We start from the raw sequence: 15,328 nt of genomic DNA, 5'->3' as shown, positions 1-15,328 counted from the left end.
GGTCTTTTTTTGAATATGGTGGCTATGACGAGACTTGAACTTGTGACCCCCGCATTATGAGTGCGGTGCTCTAACCAACTGAGCTACATAGCCTTAAACTGTGCGCGCATTATGGAGGGATATTTAAATATCGTCAAGCCCATAATGCGCGTATTTGATCAAAATTTGTTGAAGTGAACCGATAAGCCGGGTTCTGTCGAGGACGATCATTCCTCTAGGCGTACAATCACTCATACGCTCAAGCGACCTACCCGGATCCAGCATGGGCCATGCCTAAAGGATCCCTATTTGGTCTTGCTTCCGGTGGGGTTTACCATGCCGTGAACTGTTACCAGACACGCGGTGCGCTCTTACCGCACCCTTTCACCCTTACCTCCGATTTCGATTGCTCGAAACCATAATGAAGGCGGTCTACTCTCTGCTGCACTTTCCGTCGGCTCACACCGCCCAGGCGTTACCTGGCACCTTGCCCTATGAAGCCCGGACTTTCCTCCCCTGCTTTAGTCACGGAGACCTATACACAGCAGCGATCGTCTGGTTCACTTCGGGGCGCATTCTAACAAATCTGACAACTAATTGCTTGATGTTTTTTGAGCAGTTAGTTTTTCGTACTTTTGTTGAAGCTGTTCCTGAGTTTCAGGATGTGCCGGATCCAATGGAATACAATCCACCGGACAGAACAACTGACACTGCGGTTTATCGTGATGCCCAACGCATTCCGTACACAAATCAGGGTTAATCTCATAAATGAGTTCCCCCATGAAAATCGCCTCATTGGGGCATACAGGTTCACAGACATCGCAGTTGATGCATTCATCAGTGATATATAAAGACACTCTACCAACCTTGCTGTTGTTTACGCTTAAAGGCTTCCACAACAGCTTGTGGTACAAACTGAGTGACATCACCATTTAAACGTGCAATTTCACGCACGAGCGTAGATGAAATAAACGAATATTGCTCTGATGGGGTTAAGAACACGGCTTCAAATTTACTGTCCAAACGGCGATTCATATTTGCCAATTGAAATTCATATTCAAAATCTGAAACTGCACGTAAACCACGTAACACGGCTGTTGCTTTTTGCTCGTTAAAGAAGTTGACCAACAGCCCATCAAAACCTACAAACTCAACATTTGACAAATGACTTAAAGACTCTTGCGCTAGTGCAACACGTTCTTCCAGACTAAACACAGGGTTTTTGTGATGTCCAATTGCAATTGCCACGACAACTTCGTCAAACATGCGTGATGCACGTGTCACTAAGTCGATATGACCATTAGTAATTGGATCGAATGTGCCCGGATAAATTACACGAGTTTTAGACATCCAGTTGTACTCTGTTATTTTGTAGATGGGTATTTTAACAAAATCTTGATTTATAGGTGAAGTCAGCTTGTAAATTTAAAAACTTCATCTTATTCAAAGTTCGGGTACAATAGTGCTAAGTTTGGAAGTTTTTGATTATGACGAAAGCAGTAGTTAAAAAAAATAGTAGCAGTACGATTGCCCTAAATAAGCGTGCGCGTCACGATTATTTCATTGAAGAAAAATTTGAAGCGGGTCTTTCATTACAAGGCTGGGAAGTCAAATCAATGCGTGCGGGTCGTATGACTATCGTAGAGAGCTATATTACGTTTAAAAATGGTGAAGCATTTTTATTCGGCGCTCAAGTGCAACCTTTACTGAGTGCTTCGACACATGTGGTGCCTGAAGCAACACGTACTCGTAAATTATTGCTGAACCGCCGTGAAATTGAAAAACTACAAGGTGCGATTAACCAAAAAGGTTATTCATGTGTGCCTTTGGCATGTTACTGGAAAGGTCCTCATGCCAAACTTGAAATCGCCCTAGTAAAAGGTAAACAGCTTCACGACAAGCGTGCAACGGAAAAAGACCGTGATTGGCAACGCGATAAAGCCCGTATTTTTCATAAATAAGTTCATTAAAAAAAACCTCCTTTTTGGAGGTTTTTTTATTTTTAAATTGCAGATTTAGCAGAATTTCAATCCACCAAAACAGTTGGTCCGAACTTCCTGATTTCCCAATACCTGATTTTTTAACGTTAAATTGGCCGCACCGGCATTACTAAGGTTAATTGAACCGACATTTTTATAAATCGGTAAACCAAATGCTGCACCAACAGCAGAACCTAAGGGAATATAAATCGGTTCATTGGTTAAAATTTGCGATACTTTTTGAGCAACTTGTGGCAAGACGCCTGAGATATCCACTTCAGATGTTGGATTCAATTTGCCAATATTGATCGGGTCTTTAAATGACATCCACCAACCTGTACGTGCAATATCATCGGCATTGGCATCTGGCCAACTAATATCTTGAGATTGAAGCGATAAATAACCGGCTGTGCCATTTAGTGGAATATTATGAATCATATTTAAGGCTTGCTCAAAGGTAATGTTCATTTTCAAACCATCAATTGATGAGCCAGAATCCATAAAGAACTGTGCCCCTTCTACCCATAACAAATTACGGTCAAGTTTGACCTGCAAGCTACCACTATCACGATTCAGTTGAATCGACGGTACAGTCGCACTGATATTTTTGGCAACGGCTTGAGTTTGTCGTTTTCCGTTAATGGTAATTTCAGGGACGGTAAACGGCACATTCATTGAAGGAATTTTTAAACCCTTACTATTTTCAGGTTGGCTGACAAAGCTACGATCATTGTTCCAAATCGTGTTAATCACCAAGTTACCGGATAAAGTCTCACTGCTGCTATCCCCAAAGATCGCGGCTTGGGTCTTTGCTATCCCTGTAGTCGGTGCAATTTTCATATAACCGCTTAGCGACTTAATCCCATCTGTCGGCGCACCCGTGTTTTGAATACCTGTGGTCAATAAACCTGTAATTGATTCAGCACTGACACGGAAGCCTTTAACTTCACGTAAAGCCGCTTGTTTTGGGTTTTTAATTGCAAATTCAATAAACGGATTTTTCAGTTCGGCACTGGTTGACGCTCGATCACCATTAAAGACGGGATTACCGTTGGCATCGGTCGACGTTGCATTACCACTCAACGCTAGATGACGAATATCAATATCACAGCCATTTGACCCATTTACCCCACCACAGCCGAGTTGCAAACTTTTGACATTGACGTTCAGATCCATGACGGCATCTAAACTGAGTTTGTAGAAACCAATATTTTCATCGACCATTTGTTGGTTGACCAAAATAGGATCGGTATAGGACATATTCATCAATGCAGCACCATTGATGGCAGACAATTCTTCATCTGCTAATCCCACCAATCCTTCTGCTGCAAAAACAACGTCAGAAACACATAAGGTCAATGCCATTGCGACTATTGTTTTTTTCACGATTATTTAATCCTTTTTAATATTCGTCACTCATCCCGAGTGAAATTTATGAGAAGATTAAATCAATAGCGTTGGCGTAAATGAATGGCAATTTGTGACACGCATCACAACTCAATTATACAAAATGCCAATTTTCACGAATTTTAGGTCAATAAAAACCCCAGTAACATTTCCATCACTAGGGTTTTCAAAGATTTATAAATGATAGTTCAAACGATTTATTTACAAATTAATTAACTTTATTTAACAACAACCCCAGATATTCACCAAACCAAATAGCAGTTTCTAAATCACCCTCAGGTGGCGTGACTTCAACAGGCGCATTATCCGATTGTGTCATTAAACCTAAAAAGCTCGACATCCGATTTAAATCTGTTGTGCTGCGTCCAGTTGGCATCAATGGAAGACCGCTCCACAACATGCCGTGCTGCATGGCGAATAAATTGATTTGCTGCAATACTGCCAATTTATCTCCACTTAAGCCGCCACCATTGGTAAAACCAGCGGCTAACTTGCCTTGCCATGTCCGTGCTAACCAGCGTTTAGATGATTGCTCCATGAATAATTTCATTGCCGCACTCATACTGCCCATATAGGTTGGGCATCCAAAAACGATGGCATCTGCACTGTCCAATTCATCCCAATCCACATGCTCTACATTCATGAGATGGACTTTTACACCGGCTTTTTCTGCACCTTGTACAATGAAATTCGCCACTTTGGCAGTGTGCCCATAGGGACTGTGGTAAACAACAGCAAGAGATTTAGCAGTCAAAGACATAACATTTAAAAGTCGATAGATTCAGTCAAGTTTAGCATTTTCAAAGCATAAAGACGAATGTTGCCATACGTCCTGTTTTCGCTTCTCGGCGATAAGAAAAATATTCATCAGCTTGCAAAAAGGTACATTGGTCGCCACCGGTTACAGCTTTAACCCCATGTAATGCAAGAATATAACGCGCTATCGCATAAAGATCAGCATAATATTTACCTTCCTTTACACCAGCTTTAAATGCACTTTCAAGTTCTGGATATTTGGAACAAAAGGCAGCTTTGACTTCTGCGCCAATTTCAAAACTCTCTTGGCAAATGGCTGCCCCCAACCAAGCCCATGTTGGCTGAGTGTGCATGGCTGCAATGGTGTTTTCCACAATACCATTAGCCAAGCCCTTCCAACCTGCATGCAGATTGGCAACTTCTGTCCCATCAGCATTACCCAAAACCACGGGTAAGCAGTCTGCGGTCATCATCATCAGGGCATGATGTTTAGACTGCGTGACCATACCATCGCCTTCGGGTGCAACAAAGTTGATCTGTTCATCAATGCGATGGCATAGCGTACTGTGCGTTTGGTTCATCCAGCTGATTTTATTCACGCCATATTTAGCAAAGTCTTTGAGCAATTGCATCCGGTGCTTTTGCACACGCGCTGCATCATCTCCTACATGCAATGCCAGATTAAATCCTGCCAGTTCAGGTTGTTCAGCGGGTTGCGTCTGATCATGATGAACTCGAGTTTGTCCCACAAAAACACCCTGTGGAAGTCCCTGAACAAATTGCATGTTGCCGTCCTTTTATATCTATGGCGTGTAAATCAGTTTTAAAACTTAATACGCTTTGTTTTCGCTACGTAAAACTTCAACCAATTGGTTAAAGTCTTCAGGCCATGGTGCTTCAAACATCATGTCTTCACCTGTACGTGGATGAACGAGACCCAATTTAACCGCATGTAAAGCCTGACGTTTAAAGCCACGTAAAGTGTCATCTAATAACACCGACGCGCCTGCAGGCATACGTACACGTGGTACATACACTTGATCGCCCACAAGACCATGACCGATATAAGTAAAATGCACACGAATTTGATGGGTACGACCCGTTTCTAGACGTGCTTGAACGCGGGTAAAGTTTTGGAAACGTTCTTTCACATTATAGTGAGTCACTGCATCTTTACCGCCCGGCAAGACAGCCATTTTAATGCGGTCAACAGGATGACGTTTAATTGGCTCATCCACTGTACCGCCAGCAATAATGTTGCCATATACGATCAAATCGTAAATACGGTAAACCGATTTCTTCGCCAATTGTTTACTTAAAGAAAATTGGGATTCGAGGTTTTTCGCCACCACCAACAGACCTGAGGTATCTTTATCGATACGATGCACCAAACCTGCACGGGTCAACTCTGAAGATTTTGGGTAATGGTGCAAAATTGCATTCACCAATGTGCCTGTACTGTTTCCAGCGCCCGGATGTACAACCATACCGACAGGTTTATTAATCACCATAATATCGTCATCTTCATAGACAATATTAAGTGGAATATCTTCAGGTAAGCTACGGGTTTGTGCTTCTAACTCGACGTCTAAAGTCAATAACTCTGTGCCTTCGCATTTGTACTTTGGTTTCACAGTGTTACCATTGACCAACAAATGGCCCTCTTTGAGCCACTGTTTTAGCTTTTCACGAGAAAAATCAGTCCAAACCAGTGCTGAAACCTGATCAATACGTTGTCCTAAATAGCTTTCATCCAATTGAAATTGCAACGATAAACGTGTTGCAGTTGAGTCTGAAGTATGGTTATCTGCATCCTCAGAATCTTCAAGTAAATTGAAATCAGTTTCAGGGAAATTAGAATTGGAAGATTGTGCTTGACTCATTTGCTCATTCAGACAAAAGTGGTTTAATAGTTCAATTGTAGCTCATTGCCCGTATTAACAGAGGAATTTTTATGTCGCTACCAAAATATAAAATGACAATGCTTGCTCTAACAATAGGCATTGCATCGGCAATGGTAGGCTGTAGCAGTAATCCAAAGAAAGAAGTGGTCGACACAGGTCCACAATCAAGCGAACAGATTTATATCGAAAAAGCACAAAAAGCGCTTGAACGTAACCAATATACAGATGCAGCAAAACACCTTGAAGCTCTAGAGACCTACTACCCTACAGGTAACTATGCGCAGCAAGCACAACTTGAACTATTGTATGTAAAGTTTCAGCAAAAAGACTATGAAGGTGCGATTGCACTTGCAGACCGTTTTATTCGTATGAACCCACAACATCCGCAAGTTGATTATGCGTACTACGTGCGTGGTGTTTCAAACATGGAGCAAAACTACAATGGTTTGCTTCGCTATACTTCTTTAAAGCAATCGCATCGTGATGTGAGCTATCTCAAAGTGGCTTATCAAAACTTTGTCGACTTTATCCGTCGCTATCCATCGAGTGAATATGCAGTCGATGCCGCACAACGTATGAAGTTCATCAGTCAAGAATTGGCTGAAAGCGAAATGAATGCGGCACGTTTTAATGTGAAGCGTAAAGCATGGTTAGCTGCTGTTGAACGTTCACTTTGGGTGATCGAACATTATCCTCAAGCACCACAAGTTCCAGAAGCTCTAGCGACGGTTGCCTATGGTTATGACAAACTTGGTGATAAAACCACGTCTCAGCAATACATTGAAGTACTTAAACTGAACTATCCAAAACTTGTGAAGTCAGACGGTACAGTCAATATGCGTGCTGCACGTAGTGAAGGCAGCTTCCTTAACCGTGCAACCTTAGGTATTTTCGGTAAAGAAGCACAGACGATGTCTGAGCAAACCTCTACAGATGTAGTTGAAAATGATGAAGAAAAACGTAGTTTAACTAATCGTTTAAGCTTTGGCTTACTCGATCGTCCTCATAGCGAAAAAAACTGAGTCGTCAGAATCAGCTGAATAATATAGTCGCAACGAAGGTCGATTTTTCACAAAGGGCAAGTTAGAATACTTGCCCTTTTATCTTTTCAGGATCTACAGATTCGGTTAGATTAAAAGGTATACAATAGTTCGATGGACGATGCTGTACTGCATCTCCACCTGAACTTACAGCATTGCTGATTTCAACATATTTCACGAACTGCCCAAATTCAATAGATAGACAGATAAAACAGCATGGCCATTCCTCAACATACAATTGATCAAATTTTAGATCGCACCGATATTGTCGATGTGATTGGTCAATTTGTGAAATTGAAAAAGACTGGACGCACCTACTCAGGATGCTGCCCATTCCATCAGGAAAAATCGCCATCTTTCCATGTCTATCGTGATAAACAATATTTTCACTGCTTTGGTTGTCAGGCCAATGGTAATGCCATCCGTTTTTTAATGGATATTGGTAGCCGTAACTTCATCGAAGTAATGAAGGATTTATCTAGCCAAACGGGTATTGAACTACCGAAAGACAATAACGATTCCAATAAACTCAAATATAAACGCGAATCTAAACCCAAACCTGTACAAAAACCTCCAATCGAAGCAAAAGCTCTGCCACCCAAAACAGGCGAAACCGACACAAATCCTGCTGCAGTAAATTTCGAACACGACCCATTTGCTGAGTTTCAAAATAACGAAGATGCCTTTTATGGGAACGATCCGTTTGCTCACTTTGACCAAGTTACCAATGGATTTGAAGATGTGCCGCAAGACGGAAACTTATATGACTTGCTGGAAAATGTCGCACAGTTTTATGAGCAACAACTTCCGCTCAGTCCAATTGGGCAAGCTTATTTTAAACAACGGGGTCTCAGTGCAGACACCATCGCCTATTGGCGTTTAGGCTATGCCCCTGAAGATTGGCAACATTTAGAAAAAGCCTTTCCACAAGATATCGAAGGACTCAAACTTCTCGGTTTGATTCGAACCAGTGACAGTGGTCGTGACTTTGACCTACTGCGCGAGCGGGTGATTTTCCCGATTCGAGATGCGAAAGGTCGTGTGGTCGGTTTTGGTGGTCGTGCCCTAAATGATGAAATCAAACCGAAATACATCAACTCCCCAGACTCTGAAGTTTTCCATAAAAACCAGTTACTTTATGGTTTATACGAAGGCCGTAAACAAAAAGCCCAAGATTGGTTAATGGTCGAAGGTTATATGGATGTGATTGCCCTACAGCAATATGGCATTCATGGCGCTGTAGCGACTTTAGGGACTGCCAGTAATACTGAACATTTAAACATTTTATTTAAGCAAAATAGCCGCATTACCATTGCATTTGATGGTGATGCCGCAGGTCAAAAAGCAGCTCGTCGTACGCTCGAAATTGCCCTTCCATTACTGAATGATGGTCGTGAACTTAAATTCTTTGTTTTGCCGAATGACCACGACCCAGATTCATTGATCCGCCGTGAAGGTATTGAAAATTTTCGACGGTTACTGCACACCTCACCGCTTCTTTCTGAATTTGTTTTTGCACATTTAACGCAAAATCATGATGTCAGTTCACCTGAGGGTAAAAGTCAGGTGATGGGTGAACTCAGACAGCTCACTGAACTGTTGCCGAAAGGTGGTTCATATCGTTATTTGCTACAACAATATTTCCGTGAAAAATTAGGGTTTAGCCGAAAGTGGCAGCCTCAAGTCAATAATGATGCATCATTGAGCTTTAGTACAAAAATTGATGCCGAAGAATATGTGATTGCGATTTTAATCAATCATCCTTATCTCTACATTCATTTTGAGCCTTTACGCGCCTTAGTTTCACAAGATTTCTTGCTTTATCACGTTTTAAATATTTTCAATGTGATTTTTGATGAATTGCCTGATGACCCAGAGTTATCGACCTATTATGTACTCGGTGCATGTGCAGCGCATCATCATGAATTACAACATATTTTAGAACATGCCAATATCAGTGACTATACGTCATCACCTGAACAGGCAGATAAACTTGCAGCAGATTTATCGACAAAATTGCAATATCAATTCTTACAACTCAAGATCAAGTCGAATAAGTTTTCTAGCCTTGCTGAAATGCGTAATTTAAAACAACGTATTTATGATATTGATAAAAAAAGATCGCTCACCCTCCTTGAAGATTAAGTTTTAACTTCAAGTTCAAGCTGTGAACGACATGCTATTCAATGAATCAGCTTATTTATTTTTTTGGTTTACGGCGATTTTCAGCCACATTAACTAAATTTTGTTCTAACATTTCAAAATAAGCAGGGTCTTCCGCCATTGCTGCATTTCGCAGCACGATAGAAGTTGGATGCAGCAACTTTTGGGTTAAACGATGTGACATTTCTTGCATAATCTTCGCAGCATCTTCGCCCTTTTGTAGACGATTCAGCGCCAAAGCCAGTTCTTCTTGACGCAATGACTCACCATGTTCACGGTATGCATGAATCGTCGAGCCAGCCAAATTCACTTTTTGCTGCGTGATTAAATCTGTCGCAAGCTGATTGACCATGACTTCGGCTTCAACTGCCGCCTGACGACGCTGAGCCAAATTTTCTTCAATGACAGTTTGCAGGTCATCGACACCATATAAATAAACGCCATCTAGACTTTCAACTTTGGCTTCAATATCTCGTGGTACAGCCAAATCAACCAATAGCATTTGTTTATAACGACGTTTTTTCAGTGCTGCTTTGACATCCGCAAAATAAATCACTTGATGCAAGCTTCCGGTACAACTTGAAATTACATCTGCACGATGTAAATTGTCTGCCAAATCTGCAAAATCAATAATTTCAACTTCTACACGATGAGCAATCTCTTGCGATAAAGCTTCGGCACGGGCACGTGTACGGTTACAGATAATAATTCTGCCCACACCCATTTCGGCCAAATGCTTTGCAACCAAGCTATTCATTTCACCAGCAGCAACAATCATCACCGTCAATTTTTCAGGCTGACTAAAGACCTGTAAAGCGAGCTGAGCAACAGCATAGCCCATCGACACCGCATGACTTCCAACGGCTGTTTCAGAACGCACACGTTTTGCCGCATAAAAGGCATATTCAAAAATACGGTTTAAATTTGGGGAAACGGTTTCGGCATCTTTGGCTAAGGACAAAGCCGTTTTAACTTGACCTAAGATTTGAGGCTCACCAAGCATGAGCGAATCCAAACCGCTAGCCACACGCATGAGGTGTGTCACCGCCTGTGCATTTTCATAACGATACACATGATTTGACAATTGCTTTACATCAATACCATTTGATTGGGCAAGCCAATTCAATACCATGTCTGCATTTTCAGACATCGCATAGACTTCAGTACGATTACATGTAGATACCACCACCATGTCATTGAGTTCAGGTGCATGGCTTTGCTGTTCAAGCAGCGCTGTTAACTTTTCAGGGTTAAATGCAATCTGTTCGCGCAGTTCTACAGAGGCGGTTTGATGGTTGACACCCAATGCAAAGAAAGACATATCAGATCATCATTTCGCTAAATTTATGCTATTGTGCATTATCGGCGTCATAAAAAGCATTACTTGGATCAAGAAAAATTGCGTCTAACAAATAGCCGACTGAACGGCCAGACAATAAAGCAGTATTCTACCACATTCTTACTTGTTGGTAGCATGGCTTCTACTGCCCCAATTCGGGCCGTGGGAGAAGTTTACCATGCAAATTCAGGATATGATGCAATTAAACAAAGTATGATTGCAGAATTTGCCTTAGCTTATAACGACATCCCAACCGCGCTTCATAATTACACCGTGCTTGCAATCAAAAGTAAATCCACCATGGTCAAACAGCGTGCTTTAAACGTTGCTATTGAGCAAAATGATTTACAAGCAGCCTTAGATATTGCTACACATTGGGTTGTGCAAGAACCTGAAGATGTACCAGCATTATTTTATTTATCACATATTGCTTTGAAAGCCCATGAATATGAGCTTGCCGCCGAAACACTTGATAAAATTTTAACCATTGACCCAAATGCAGATTTAGAACAAATTTTGGCGGGTATTTCCCCTGAATCAGAGGAAGATCGCGCTTATCTGATTCAAGCACTGACCGCTAGCAAGGAGAAAACCAACCCTTCTATTTTGGTCTTAGTCGCAGGTTTACAAGCTCAAAATGGTGCCTTTGCTGATGCCTTAGACACCATTAATTTAGCACTGAAAAAACGCCCGAAAGTGACTGGCTATATCTTAATGAAAGCCAATTTACTTATGTCGTTAGGTGATGAAGAAGAAACCTTAAAATGGTTCGAAAAATCCAGCCGTAAACACCGCAACAATATGGAAGTTCGCTTAGCCGAAGCAAAATATTTAATTAAAATCAATCAGTCAGAATTAGGTCTAGAAAAACTCGAAGATATACTAAAGAAATGGCCATCTGCTGAAGAACCGCTATTTATGGCAGGTTTGACCAGTATTGACTTAGAGCTATATGAAAAAGCCGAAAAGTATTTGGTGGAGTTACGTTATTCGAGCAAATACCAAAATGAAGCGTATTACTATCTCGCAGTAAATGCTGAACGCAAACAGCATTATGAAACGGCAAAAGCCTATTATCGCCTTGTTGATGGCAGTCTTTATACAGTTTCACGGCGCAATATGATCAGCATTTTTAGCCAGCAAAATAAGCTGCATGATGCACTGCGCTTTTTAACCCAAGAGCGGGTTAATTATCCTCAACATGCCAGTTTCTTATATCTTGCTCAGGCAGATATTTTAAAACGCATGAACAATAAAAAAGCAGCAGTCCGTTTGCTTGATGAAGCGGTAAGAAACTTGCCCGAAGATCCTGAGCTCATTTATGCCGAAGTTCTACTGCTCGACGCCCATCAAGATAAAGATAGACTCGACCAATTACTAAAACAATTACTTGAAATTGAACCCAATAGCCCGACCTATTTAAATGCATATGCCTATACCTTGGCGGTACAAAATAGACGCTTAGATGAAGCCCGAAAATACGTCGAACATGCCTTAGAATATGCTCCTGAGCAAGCCTCAATTTTAGATACGTTCGGTTATATTTGTTATTTGCAAAATGATTTTAGTACATCTGCATCTGTTTTGGCCAAAGCGTATGAACTGAGTAATAGTTTAAAAATTGGCATTCGCTATGCACGATCAGTCTTCATGCAAGGTGATATGAATAAATTTGACGCGTTGTTACAACAACTCCAACAAAAACATCCGAATGATCCGCAATTAGAGCAACTACATTCGTTATTGTTACCCCAACCCATGAAAAAGAGTTAAAAAGACTTTATGCAAGTATCTTCAAAATTTGGGGTATCTGCCCTGACCTGCTGCGCTTTATTTTTTACCGGTTGTCAGCAATATGTTAAAACACCCGGTCAACCTAGCCCTGAAGAGGTCGCTGCAAATCAATTCAACTTACAAGGTAAGATTGGTGTGCGCACGCCACAACAGTCAGGAAGTGCTTTTTTTACTTGGGTTCAAGACCGCAATGAATATGATATCGAACTGAGTGGCATATTAGGTGTTGGAAAAACTCAAATCAGCGGTAAACCCGGTCAAGTTCAACTCAATAGTGCAAAAACCGGTTTGATTGAAGCAGCAACACCAGAAGAATTACTCGAACGTGCTACCGGTTGGCAAGCTCCCATTACCCACCTCATCGACTGGGTACAGGCGCGCCCTGCAACCACACAAGCAAAAATTCAACGCGATACTGCGCAGCGCCCACAACAGATTATTGAAGATGGTTGGACCGTTGACCTCAGTTATAACGAGACTGCGACGGTACCGAACAAGTTAATTTTAAAACAAGCACTTGAATCCGGTCAGGAAAACCGTATTACAATGGTGATTCAAAATCGTTAATTTGCCTAAAAGCTGAACTATGACTTCCATGATTCGTGTACCTTCTCCTGCAAAACTCAATTTGTTTTTGCACATTACTGGCCGACGTCCTAATGGATATCACGAATTACAAACGATTTTTCAGCTCATCGATTTATCGGATTGGATGGAATTTCATCCACGTGCAAATTCTGCTGATGAAAATTTTATTCAAATTGAGGGCTTAAACAGCGTTAATCTAGAGCAAAATTTAATTTATCGTGCTGCTCAAATACTCAAACCGTTTGCCAATGCACTGACTGCACAAAAAATCCACATTGAAAAAAATATTCCGATGGGTGCAGGGCTCGGCGGTGGTTCATCCAATGCAGCCACCACCCTAATCGTGCTTAATCAACTATGGAAATGCGGTCTAAATACCGAACAACTTGCAGAACTCGGCTTACAACTTGGGGCAGATGTTCCAGTGTTTGTACATGGTCTAAATGCATGGGCAGAAGGCATCGGTGAACACTTAACATTCATAGATTTAGCTCAAAAACAGTACATTGTGTTAAAACCTGACTGTTTTATCAGCACTCAACTGCTTTTTTCACAAAAAACGTTGACAAGAGACTCAAAGCCCACTAAATTTTGCGGCTATCAGGAAACGCCATCTGATTTTGGAAATAACTTTGAGCCTGTGGCACGAAGCTTATATCCCGAAGTCGATGAAGCAATGCGGTACTTAGATCAGTTCGGTACAGCAAAGCTTACAGGTACAGGTGCTTGTGTATTTACTGAAGTGACTGAAAATATGAATATTGATGACATATTGAAAAATGCACCATGTAAATCTTACTTGGTTCGCAGTTTGCAAGAATCACCATTACGTCATTTTGAAGTTTGATATAGGGGCGTCGCCAAGTGGTAAGGCACCGGGTTTTGATCTCGGCATCCGTTGGTTCGAATCCAGCCGCCCCTGCCATCATTTTTCACCTGTAGATGTAATTGCTGTAAAGTATTAGGGGCGTCGCCAAGTGGTAAGGCACCGGGTTTTGATCTCGGCATCCGTTGGTTCGAATCCAGCCGCCCCTGCCATTTACTTTATTCGCTATTTCATCAATTTAGGGGCGTCGCCAAGTGGTAAGGCACCGGGTTTTGATCTCGGCATCCGTTGGTTCGAATCCAGCCGCCCCTGCCATTTACTTCAAAAAAGACAGAGCATAATTTGCAGTATCTTTGTTGTTTCAACTTGACAAAATACTGTAAAAATATTAAAGTTCTGCCGCATTAGGGGCGTCGCCAAGTGGTAAGGCACCGGGTTTTGATCTCGGCATCCGTTGGTTCGAATCCAGCCGCCCCTGCCATCTAATTCTCCAATTTGCCAACCGCCAAGGGTGCTTCATGCCCAATCTTGTCGTTTTTAGTGGATCTGCACATCCACAATTCGCCCAAAAAGTCGTTAGCCACCTTCACATCCCTCTAGGTGCTGCATCTGTAGGTCAATTTTCTGACGGTGAAATCGCTGTCGAAATTACTGAAAATGTTCGTGGTAAAGACGTATTCATCGTACAACCAACTTGTGCTCCAACTAACGATAACCTTATGGAAATCTTAGTTATGGCTGATGCTTTGCGTCGAGCAAGTGCTGGTCGTATCACTGCTGTCATTCCTTATTTTGGTTATGCTCGTCAAGACCGTCGTCCACGTTCAAGCCGTGTGCCAATTACAGCAAAAGTTGTTGCAGATATGCTCACAACTGTTGGTATTGACCGCGTTGTCATGATCGACCTTCATGCTGACCAAATCCAAGGTTTCTTCGATATTCCTGTAGACAACATCTACGGTACTCCTGCACTTTTAGCAGATCTTCGTCAACAGTCACACGACAACTTAATGGTTGTTTCTCCTGACGTTGGTGGTGTAGTACGTGCGCGTGCTGTAGCTAAGCAAATGGGTGATATCGATCTTGCGATCATCGACAAACGCCGTCAAAAAGCGAATGAATCTCAAGTAATGCACTTGATCGGTGACGTTAAAGGCCGTGACTGTGTCATCGTTGATGATATGGTGGATACAGCAGGTACATTGTGTAAAGCTGCTGACGCACTAAAAACTTTTGGTGCTCGCAAAGTTGTTGCTTACGCAACTCACCCTGTACTTTCTGGTAAAGCTTTAGAAAACTTGAAAAACTCTGTGATTGACGAATTGGTTGTAACAGACACTATTCCGCTTTCAGAAGAAGCTCAAGCTCTTGGTAAGATTCGCCAAGTTTCAGTTGCAAGTATGGTTGCTGAAACAATTCGTCGTATTAACAACGAAGAATCTATTAGCGCAATGTTCGATTCTTATCTATAATATAGCGCTAAATTTAAAAGCCCTGCCTTTTGGTGGGGCTTTCTATCACTAGACTGGTCGAAGGTCTAGTCAATTAAACTT

The 15,328-nt window shown here is 41.8% G+C and carries 14 protein-coding genes, 5 tRNA genes and 1 other RNA gene; 11 read left to right on the top strand and 9 right to left on the bottom strand.

Features of this window, described 5'->3' with window-relative positions:
* Positions 1 to 16: 16 nt before the first annotated feature.
* The 4 genes from FTV50_RS01385 to coaD form a co-directional block, all read right to left on the bottom strand.
* A tRNA-Met gene (locus FTV50_RS01385) sits at positions 17 to 93 on the bottom strand.
* Positions 94 to 166: 73 nt separating this feature from the next.
* Positions 167 to 546, bottom strand: an RNA gene (gene rnpB, locus FTV50_RS01380) — RNase P RNA component class A.
* 26 nt (positions 547 to 572) lie between these two features.
* Positions 573 to 836 (bottom strand): YfhL family 4Fe-4S dicluster ferredoxin, encoded by a 264-nt coding sequence (locus FTV50_RS01375; protein ID WP_078191349.1) that lies wholly within the window; start codon positions 834 to 836, stop codon positions 573 to 575.
* Between the two features lies 1 nt (position 837).
* Positions 838 to 1,329, bottom strand: coding sequence for a pantetheine-phosphate adenylyltransferase (gene coaD, locus FTV50_RS01370; RefSeq protein ID WP_078191350.1), 492 nt, complete (start codon positions 1,327 to 1,329; stop codon positions 838 to 840).
* Positions 1,330 to 1,466: 137 nt separating this feature from the next.
* On the opposite strand from coaD, the gene smpB reads away from it, so the two are divergent.
* A complete protein-coding gene (gene smpB / locus FTV50_RS01365) occupies positions 1,467 to 1,940 on the top strand; it encodes an SsrA-binding protein SmpB (RefSeq protein WP_078191351.1) in 474 nt (157 codons plus the stop codon).
* A gap of 54 nt (positions 1,941 to 1,994) precedes the next feature.
* Here the strand turns inward: smpB and FTV50_RS01360 are convergent, their stop codons facing one another.
* The 4 genes from FTV50_RS01360 to rluD form a co-directional block, all read right to left on the bottom strand.
* Positions 1,995 to 3,344, bottom strand: a complete 1,350-nt coding sequence (locus tag FTV50_RS01360; RefSeq protein ID WP_249708367.1) for a hypothetical protein — start codon at positions 3,342 to 3,344, stop codon at positions 1,995 to 1,997.
* 229 nt (positions 3,345 to 3,573) lie between these two features.
* Positions 3,574 to 4,125, bottom strand: a complete 552-nt coding sequence (locus FTV50_RS01355; protein WP_180023236.1) for a flavodoxin family protein — start codon at positions 4,123 to 4,125, stop codon at positions 3,574 to 3,576.
* Between the two features lie 40 nt (positions 4,126 to 4,165).
* Entirely contained in the window at positions 4,166 to 4,906 is a 741-nt protein-coding gene (gene pgeF / locus FTV50_RS01350) for a peptidoglycan editing factor PgeF (protein ID WP_180023235.1), read from the bottom strand.
* 45 nt (positions 4,907 to 4,951) lie between these two features.
* Positions 4,952 to 6,004, bottom strand: a complete 1,053-nt coding sequence (gene rluD / locus FTV50_RS01345) for a 23S rRNA pseudouridine(1911/1915/1917) synthase RluD (RefSeq protein ID WP_078192173.1) — start codon at positions 6,002 to 6,004, stop codon at positions 4,952 to 4,954.
* 71 nt (positions 6,005 to 6,075) lie between these two features.
* Between rluD and FTV50_RS01340 the strand changes: the two genes are divergently transcribed.
* Positions 6,076 to 7,047, top strand: coding sequence for an outer membrane protein assembly factor BamD (locus FTV50_RS01340; protein WP_180023234.1), 972 nt, complete (start codon positions 6,076 to 6,078; stop codon positions 7,045 to 7,047).
* A 234-nt stretch (positions 7,048 to 7,281) separates the two neighbouring features.
* Entirely contained in the window at positions 7,282 to 9,210 is a 1,929-nt protein-coding gene (locus FTV50_RS01335; protein WP_180023233.1) for a DNA primase, read from the top strand.
* A 55-nt stretch (positions 9,211 to 9,265) separates the two neighbouring features.
* Here FTV50_RS01335 and hemA read toward each other — a convergent pair whose 3' ends face one another.
* Positions 9,266 to 10,549 carry a glutamyl-tRNA reductase gene (gene hemA, locus FTV50_RS01330; RefSeq protein WP_180023232.1) on the bottom strand — a complete coding sequence of 428 codons (1,284 nt, stop codon included), beginning with the start codon at positions 10,547 to 10,549 and terminating at the stop codon, positions 9,266 to 9,268.
* A gap of 78 nt (positions 10,550 to 10,627) precedes the next feature.
* Between hemA and FTV50_RS01325 the strand changes: the two genes are divergently transcribed.
* The 8 genes from FTV50_RS01325 to FTV50_RS01290 all read left to right on the top strand — a co-directional run bounded on the left by FTV50_RS01325 (position 10,628) and on the right by FTV50_RS01290 (position 15,247).
* Positions 10,628 to 12,340 (top strand): hypothetical protein, encoded by a 1,713-nt coding sequence (locus tag FTV50_RS01325; RefSeq protein ID WP_180023231.1) that lies wholly within the window; start codon positions 10,628 to 10,630, stop codon positions 12,338 to 12,340.
* Between the two features lie 9 nt (positions 12,341 to 12,349).
* Positions 12,350 to 12,928 carry a lipoprotein insertase outer membrane protein LolB gene (gene lolB / locus FTV50_RS01320; RefSeq protein ID WP_180023230.1) on the top strand — a complete coding sequence of 193 codons (579 nt, stop codon included), beginning with the start codon at positions 12,350 to 12,352 and terminating at the stop codon, positions 12,926 to 12,928.
* A 28-nt stretch (positions 12,929 to 12,956) separates the two neighbouring features.
* A complete protein-coding gene (gene ispE / locus FTV50_RS01315) occupies positions 12,957 to 13,796 on the top strand; it encodes a 4-(cytidine 5'-diphospho)-2-C-methyl-D-erythritol kinase (RefSeq protein ID WP_180023262.1) in 840 nt (279 codons plus the stop codon).
* A gap of 3 nt (positions 13,797 to 13,799) precedes the next feature.
* A tRNA-Gln gene (locus tag FTV50_RS01310) sits at positions 13,800 to 13,874 on the top strand.
* Between the two features lie 38 nt (positions 13,875 to 13,912).
* Positions 13,913 to 13,987: transfer RNA gene (locus FTV50_RS01305), tRNA-Gln, on the top strand.
* Between the two features lie 28 nt (positions 13,988 to 14,015).
* Positions 14,016 to 14,090 (top strand) — tRNA-Gln (locus FTV50_RS01300).
* 91 nt (positions 14,091 to 14,181) lie between these two features.
* A tRNA-Gln gene (locus tag FTV50_RS01295) sits at positions 14,182 to 14,256 on the top strand.
* 37 nt (positions 14,257 to 14,293) lie between these two features.
* Positions 14,294 to 15,247 carry a ribose-phosphate pyrophosphokinase gene (locus FTV50_RS01290; RefSeq protein WP_078191360.1) on the top strand — a complete coding sequence of 318 codons (954 nt, stop codon included), beginning with the start codon at positions 14,294 to 14,296 and terminating at the stop codon, positions 15,245 to 15,247.
* The last annotated feature ends 81 nt before the right edge of the window (positions 15,248 to 15,328 follow it).

This window comes from Acinetobacter sp. YH1901134 (genome assembly GCF_013416965.1).
In the GTDB taxonomy this organism is placed as follows: Bacteria; Pseudomonadota; Gammaproteobacteria; order Pseudomonadales; family Moraxellaceae; genus Acinetobacter; species Acinetobacter amyesii.
This window is presented reverse-complemented; position numbering and strand designations above follow the sequence as displayed.

Coding starts and splice junctions, on each gene's coding strand:
- pgeF (WP_180023235.1), bottom strand. CDS start 4,906: ATGCAATTTGTTCAGGGACTTCCACAGGGTGTTTTTGTGGGACAAACT.
- smpB (WP_078191351.1), top strand. CDS start 1,467: ATGACGAAAGCAGTAGTTAAAAAAAATAGTAGCAGTACGATTGCCCTA.
- coaD (WP_078191350.1), bottom strand. CDS start 1,329: ATGTCTAAAACTCGTGTAATTTATCCGGGCACATTCGATCCAATTACT.
- hemA (WP_180023232.1), bottom strand. CDS start 10,549: ATGTCTTTCTTTGCATTGGGTGTCAACCATCAAACCGCCTCTGTAGAA.
- FTV50_RS01335 (WP_180023233.1), top strand. CDS start 7,282: ATGGCCATTCCTCAACATACAATTGATCAAATTTTAGATCGCACCGAT.
- FTV50_RS01355 (WP_180023236.1), bottom strand. CDS start 4,125: ATGTCTTTGACTGCTAAATCTCTTGCTGTTGTTTACCACAGTCCCTAT.
- FTV50_RS01290 (WP_078191360.1), top strand. CDS start 14,294: ATGCCCAATCTTGTCGTTTTTAGTGGATCTGCACATCCACAATTCGCC.
- FTV50_RS01340 (WP_180023234.1), top strand. CDS start 6,076: ATGTCGCTACCAAAATATAAAATGACAATGCTTGCTCTAACAATAGGC.
- lolB (WP_180023230.1), top strand. CDS start 12,350: ATGCAAGTATCTTCAAAATTTGGGGTATCTGCCCTGACCTGCTGCGCT.
- ispE (WP_180023262.1), top strand. CDS start 12,957: ATGATTCGTGTACCTTCTCCTGCAAAACTCAATTTGTTTTTGCACATT.
- rluD (WP_078192173.1), bottom strand. CDS start 6,004: ATGAGTCAAGCACAATCTTCCAATTCTAATTTCCCTGAAACTGATTTC.